Origin of the sequence: Oceanotoga sp., from assembly GCF_030445905.1 — a bacterium.
GTDB lineage: Bacteria > Thermotogota > Thermotogae > Petrotogales > Petrotogaceae > Oceanotoga > Oceanotoga teriensis.
In genome coordinates this window covers 70,909-77,395 of the sequence record NZ_JASUSU010000009.1, presented here as the reverse complement: position 1 = coordinate 77,395, position 6,487 = coordinate 70,909, and the positions used below count along the sequence as shown (strand labels likewise).

Sequence of the window (6,487 nt, the reverse complement as noted above, 5' to 3'; positions counted from 1 at the left end):
CTCAAACTGCTGAAAGTGTTAATTCTAACTCTGAAAACCTCATTAAAATATCTGAAGATTTGATTCAAAAAATTAAATTATTTAAAATATAAAAACAAAATGAGAGTCGTTTTAAACGACTCTCATTTTCGTTGAAACCCTAATGGGTAATTATGGTTAAACTAATCTAACGTTAGCAGTCTGAGGACCTTTTGCTCCGTCAACTACATCGAATTCAACTTTTTGATTTTCTTCTAAGTTCTTAAAACCATCCATTGTAATTGCTGAGAAATGTACGAATACATCGTCTCCGTTTTCTGTAGTAATGAAACCATAACCTTTTTTTGAATCAAACCATTTAACTGTACCTTTCAAGATAGTACCTCCAAAATAAACTGAGATGTCATTTACAAATATCAGTTTTTAAATATTACATTAAAATTATATATGTTTTGAAACAAAAAGTCAAATGGTTTATGTAACGATTTGAATTCAAAAAATTACATTAAGTGTTTTATAAAATATAAAATCTTTAAAAAGTCCAATTTATTGATAATAATCTTTAAAAAAATAAATTATTTATAAATAAATCTATTTAATCATTTTATATGGAACTTTACTTTATTAAAATATCATTATAAAATAAAAATATGAAAATTATTTTCGTTTTTTATGTTATTTTATATTTTTTATAATTAAAATAGAAATTATTTTCAAAAGGAGATGTAAAATATTATGTATTATATGGGAGTGGATATAGGAACGACGAATACAAAAGCTGTTTTATTTGATGAAAAGAATAATTTAATAGATATTAAAAGTTTTGGATACAAAATAATAAAAAATAAAGATGATAGATTTCAAGAACAAGATCCAGAAACAATATTTTATGGGGTATTGAATGTTATTAAAAATTTAAAAGAAAAATATGATTTAAATGAAAAAAATTTAAAATTTATTTCATTTAGTGCCATGATGCATAGTTTAATACTGATTGATGATAATGATGAAGTTATTTCTAATTGTATAATTTGGGCTGATCGCAGAAGTGAAAGTATAACAGATGAGTATAAAACTAATTATAAGGCTCATAAATTTTATGCTATTTCAGGAACGCCAGCACATCCAATGTCACCTTTTTATAAAATTTTATGGTTTAAAAGAAATAAAAAAAATTTATTTATGAAAACTAAAAAATTTATTTCTATAAAAGATTATATATTTTTTAAATTATTTGGAAAATATATAACAGATTATTCTATAGCATCTGCAACTGGGTTATTTGATATAAGAACTTTGAAATGGTCTGAAGAAATAATTAATGAAATAGGTATAGATAAATCTAATTTATCTGAGGTTGTTCCAACTACTCATATATTGAAAGGAATAAATTCTGATTATAAAGAACTTGAAAATATTAAAAATGTTGATTTTATAGTGGGTGCAAGTGATGGATGTTTAGCTAATTTAGGTTCTAATTCGATAAATAAAAATGTTGCAGCAGTTACCATAGGAACAAGTGGAGCTATAAGAACTTCTTGTGATCAAGCTTATACTGATGAACAGGGAAAAACATTTTGTTATTATTTAGATGAAAATTTATATATTATAGGCGGAGCTATTAATAACGGTGGAATAGCTTATGAATGGATAATTCAAAAGTTATTTTCAGATGATAAAGATTATAAAGATCTCGATAATCGTTTAAAATCTGTGAAAGAAGGTTCTGATGGCTTAATTTTTATACCTTTTATATTTGGAGAAAGAGCACCTTATTGGGATTCATCACTTAAAGGATCTTTTCTTGGTATAAAAAACAATCATACTAAAGATCATTTTTTAAAAGCTTGTGTAGAGGGAATATGTTTTAGTATAAAAGATGTTTTAAATTCTATTAGTTCATTATCTAATGGTATAAAAAAGATAAATTTAAATGGTGGTATTTTTCAAAGTGAAGAATGGATAAAAACTTTTTCTGATATATCTGGAATAGAATTAAATTTGTATGAAACACATGAAAGTTCTGCTTTAGGAGCAATTATTCTTGGTAAAAAGGCTGTTGGCGAAATAAAAGATTTAAATGATTTTTCTTTTGATATATCTGAGATAAAAAAATATTATTTTAATTCAGAAAAGCATGAATTTTATAAAAAGAGATTTGAATTATATAAAGAAGGTATAAACTTACTTTATAAATTTAATAAAAAAATATAGAGAATATGGGGGGATATTGATGTCTATGGCAGCTTATTTGGGGATTGTTATGGTCGTTGGAGTTATTGTTCTTTTATTTATGGTTATAAAACTTAAAGTTCAAGCTTTTATTTCTTTGTTAATTGTTAGTATGGGAGTCGGTATATTTTCTGGAATGCCTCTTGATAAAGTCATAACTTCTATGACAAATGGTATGGGTGGAACACTTGGATTTATAGCTGTGGTTGTTGGTCTTGGATCTATGTTTGGTAAAATGCTCGAAGTTTCTGGTGGGACACAGAGACTAGCAAGAACACTCATAAATAAATTTGGAAAAGAAAAGGCAAGTTATGCACTTGCATTGACTGGGTTTATTGTTGCAATACCGGTGTTTTTTGATGTAGGATTTATATTGATAGTGCCTATTGTTTATTCTTTGGCAAGAGAGACTAAAAAATCTGTACTTCATTATGGAATACCTTTACTTGCAGGATTAGCAGTTACTCATGCTTTTGTTCCACCAACACCAGGTCCAGTTGCGGTAGCACAACTTGTTAATGCCGATCTTGGTAAGGTGATATTATTTGGTATAATTGCTGGAATTCCTGCTACGATACTTGCTGGACCTATTTTTGGTAAGTATATAGGTAAAAAAATAAACGTTGGTGTTCCAGATTATATGATTGAAGGTATTGAAAAAGAAATAGATGAAAAAGATTTACCGAGTTTCTCTACTATTTTTTCTTTAATATTAATACCTTTAGTATTGATAGTTTTAAATACTATTTCAAGTACATTTTTAGATCCTAATACATTTTTTGCAAAATTGTTGAAATTCATAGGTCATCCATTTACAGCACTTACAGTGGCTACAATCCTTTCTTTTATAGTTCTGGGACGGTTTAGAGGATTATCAAAAGAAGATATAAATAAGGTTTCAACATCAGCTTTAAATTCTTCAGGTCTTATTATATTAATAACTGGAGCTGGAGGAGTCTTTAAACAGATTCTCATAGATAGTGGAGTTGGTGATGTATTGGCACAATCAGTATCTTCTTTGAATTTGAGTCCCATTTTATTGGCATTTATAATAGCTTTAATAGTTAGAGTAGCTGCAGGATCTGCTACTGTTGCTATGATGACTGCAGGTGGAATTGTTGCACCTATGCTTTCAAATTTTAGTGTAGAGCCAGCTTTAATAGTTATTGCGATAGCTTCTGGATCAACTGCTCTATCTCATGTTAATGATAGTGGATTTTGGCTTGTTAATAGATATTTTGGTATAAATGAAAAAGATACATTGAGATCATGGACTGTTATGGAAACTATAATAGGTTTAGTTGGTTTGAGTGTTGCTTTGATATTAGATATATTTATTTGATGAAATAGGAGGAAAAATATGAAAATAGGTCTTGTCGGTCTTGGAAAAATGGGACTAAATCTAACAAAAAATATGATAAACAAAGGTTATGAAGTTTATACATTTGACAAAGATTCTCAAAGAATAAGAATGTCAGAAAAAGTAGGGGCTATAGGTTGCATATCTTTAAAAAATTTATGCGAAAAACTTAAAGAAAATAGAATTTTATGGATAATGGTTCCTTCTGGAAATCCAACGGAAGATGTATTAAATGAATTAAAAAATTATCTCGATAAAAAAGATATAATAATAGAAGCTGGGAATTCTAATTATAAAGATTCTATGAGAAGATTTGAAAATTTTAAAAATATAGATATTGATTACTTAGATGCTGGAATAAGCGGTGGACAAGATGGAGCTTTAAATGGAATTTGTGCCATGATCGGAGGAAAAGAATCAACGTTTAAAAAGGTTGAAAGAATTTTTAAAGATATATCTATTGAAAATGGTTATTTATATACTGGAAAATCTGGTAGCGGTCATTTTTCGAAAATGATACATAATGGTATAGAATATGGAATGCTTCAAGCCATTGGAGAAGGATTTGAAATACTTAAAAAAAGTGATTTTGATTATGATATGGAATCTCTTGCAGATCTTTGGAATCATGGTTCTGTTATAAGAGGTTGGCTTATGGAATTGACAAAAAATGTGTTTAATAAAGATAAGAATTTAGATACAATAAAAGGTGTGATAGATGCAAATGGTGAAGGACTTTGGACAGCTCAGACAGCTTTAGAAATGGGAATACCAGCACCAGTTATTACAGCATCTGTTATGGTTAGGCATAGATCTAAACAAGAAGATACATATTCTGGAAAATTAATAGCCTCTTTAAGAAATGAATTTGGTGGACATTCTATAATTGAAAATAAATGATAAAAAAGATGCATGACTTATTAAAAAACAATAGTCATGCATCCGTTTATTTTTTATTATAAAAATTTAATTGATTAAAGTTTGATCAATCATCAAGCATAGTACTTGTCTTTTCAAATTCTTTTTGACTTTCTTGATATTTTTTTTCTTTATAATCAAAGTTTTTATCAAAAGAATCAACTTCATCATCATTTATTTCGAATACCTCTGAAAATGAAACATATCCAGAAATATTTTTGAGAGCATTTTCATATAGAGGTAGAACTAATAAACCTTTATAAAACTTTCCATCAGGCATTGAAATATTATAATGTTTTCCACCTAAGAACCCATAAGTTTCATAATGTTTGGGATTTCCTAAAATTAAAATAGCACGATGTCCCATTTTTTTAGCTAATTCAATAGAATGAGTTATTAATTTTCTACCAATACCCATCCTATGATATTTTGGGTGTATGAATACAGGACCAAAATTAATAGCATCATATTCTTTATTATTTGATATAATTTTTGCTTTGGCAAAAAAAATTCCACCAATGATTTCATCATCAACTTCTATTATAAAAGAAAGATCTTCTATAAAATCGGGATGATTTCTCATTTTATGTATTATATAATGCTCACAACAACCTGGAAAGTATAAGTTCCAAAATGCTTCTCTTGCAACAGTTTCAACTTTTTTATAATCTTTAATTGTTTCTTTTCTAATATTTATTTTCATTTTTATTTTTCCTCCAATTTATCTAATATGATTTTTTAGAATAAATGTTGGAGGTTTATTATTGTTGTTAAACCTCCAACAATAATACCGGTTCCATTGTACTAAAGTTTTTTGACATAAAACCCTTCCTTTTTGTATGATTTGGATTATTAATGAATTTAATAATCTTATTATATATAATATCATTTAATTAAATAATATTCAATAATTATAAGAGTTAATTTTTTATGATATTATTAAATAAAGGAATAAAGGAGGGGGATTTAATGTTTAAAACTGTTGAGGAATATATAAATCAATATCCGCGGGAGATACAAGCTATACTTCAAAAAGTTAGGAATACTATAAAAAGAGCAGCTCCAGAAAGTATTGAAAAAATAAGTTATGGTATACCTACTTTTTATCTTCAAGGTAATTTGATACATTTTGCAGCTAATCAAAAACATTTGGGTATATATCCAGGTCCTGAAGCAGTTGAATACTTTAAAGATAAATTAGAGGGGTTTAAAACATCTAAAGGAACTATAAAGTTTTCATATGGTAAACCAATTCCTTATGATCTAATAGAAGATATAACTAAATTTAGAGTAAAGGAACAAATGAATAGAATGAATTAAATAGAAGGTGAAATTATGAAAATTCTTGTTATAGATGATGAAGAAAGTATATTAGATTTGATAAGAATGAATTTGATGCTTGAAGATTATAATGTTTTAGTTGCTGATAATGGAAAGAAAGGAATTGAAATTTTTGAATCTGAAAGACCAGATTTCTTGATACTTGATATAATGTTACCCGATACAGATGGTTTTTCTATTTTAAAAGAAATAAGAAGCATAGATAAAGATACTCCCATAATAATGTTGACTGCAAAAAATCAAATAAATGATAAATTAATAGGATTACATTTAGGTGCTGATGACTATATAACAAAACCTTTTGATAGTCGTGAATTAATACTTAGAATAAAGGCTATAGAGAAGAGAATGAAAAAAGAAAAAGAAGCGAATATATTGCCAAATTATCTTGAAATAGATATTTCTAAAAGGATTATACTCATAGATAAAAAAGAAATTTATTTTACAAAAAAAGAGTTTGAAATTTTAAATTTATTTGCGAATAATCCCAATAGAGTATTTTCAAGAGAAGTTTTACTCGAAAAAATATGGGGATATGAAATACCAGTTGATACGAGAGCTGTAGATATGTTGATTCAAAGAGTTAGAAAAAAGATGGGGATTTATGGAGAAAAGATAATAAGTCTTTATGGAATAGGATATAAATTTGAGGTGTAA

General features: G+C 27.0%; 7 protein-coding genes. 5 read left to right on the top strand and 2 right to left on the bottom strand.

Features of this window, described 5'->3' with window-relative positions:
* Positions 1–156: 156 nt before the first annotated feature.
* Positions 157–354 (bottom strand): cold shock domain-containing protein, encoded by a 198-nt coding sequence (locus PWP28_RS04235; RefSeq protein WP_109606057.1) that lies wholly within the window; start codon positions 352–354, stop codon positions 157–159.
* Positions 355–714: 360 nt separating this feature from the next.
* Between PWP28_RS04235 and PWP28_RS04230 the strand changes: the two genes are divergently transcribed.
* From PWP28_RS04230 to gnd, 3 genes are read left to right on the top strand one after another with little or no spacing between them, the layout of a single operon-like run.
* Entirely contained in the window at positions 715–2,193 is a 1,479-nt protein-coding gene (locus PWP28_RS04230; protein ID WP_308644312.1) for a gluconokinase, read from the top strand.
* Between the two features lie 19 nt (positions 2,194–2,212).
* On the top strand, positions 2,213–3,553 hold the full coding sequence (locus PWP28_RS04225) for a gluconate:H+ symporter (RefSeq protein ID WP_308644311.1): 1,341 nt from the start codon (positions 2,213–2,215) through the stop codon (positions 3,551–3,553).
* Between the two features lie 18 nt (positions 3,554–3,571).
* Positions 3,572–4,471, top strand: a complete 900-nt coding sequence (gene gnd / locus PWP28_RS04220) for a phosphogluconate dehydrogenase (NAD(+)-dependent, decarboxylating) (RefSeq protein WP_308644310.1) — start codon at positions 3,572–3,574, stop codon at positions 4,469–4,471.
* A gap of 85 nt (positions 4,472–4,556) precedes the next feature.
* On the opposite strand, the gene PWP28_RS04215 is transcribed toward gnd, so the two are convergent.
* Entirely contained in the window at positions 4,557–5,192 is a 636-nt protein-coding gene (locus PWP28_RS04215; RefSeq protein ID WP_109606065.1) for a GNAT family N-acetyltransferase, read from the bottom strand.
* Between the two features lie 266 nt (positions 5,193–5,458).
* Between PWP28_RS04215 and PWP28_RS04210 the strand changes: the two genes are divergently transcribed.
* Together PWP28_RS04210 and PWP28_RS04205 are read left to right on the top strand one after the other, a co-directional pair.
* Positions 5,459–5,809: an iron chaperone gene (locus PWP28_RS04210; protein ID WP_109606067.1), complete on the top strand. Its 351-nt coding sequence runs from the start codon at positions 5,459–5,461 to the stop codon at positions 5,807–5,809.
* Between the two features lie 15 nt (positions 5,810–5,824).
* Positions 5,825–6,487, top strand: a complete 663-nt coding sequence (locus PWP28_RS04205) for a response regulator transcription factor (protein ID WP_109606069.1) — start codon at positions 5,825–5,827, stop codon at positions 6,485–6,487.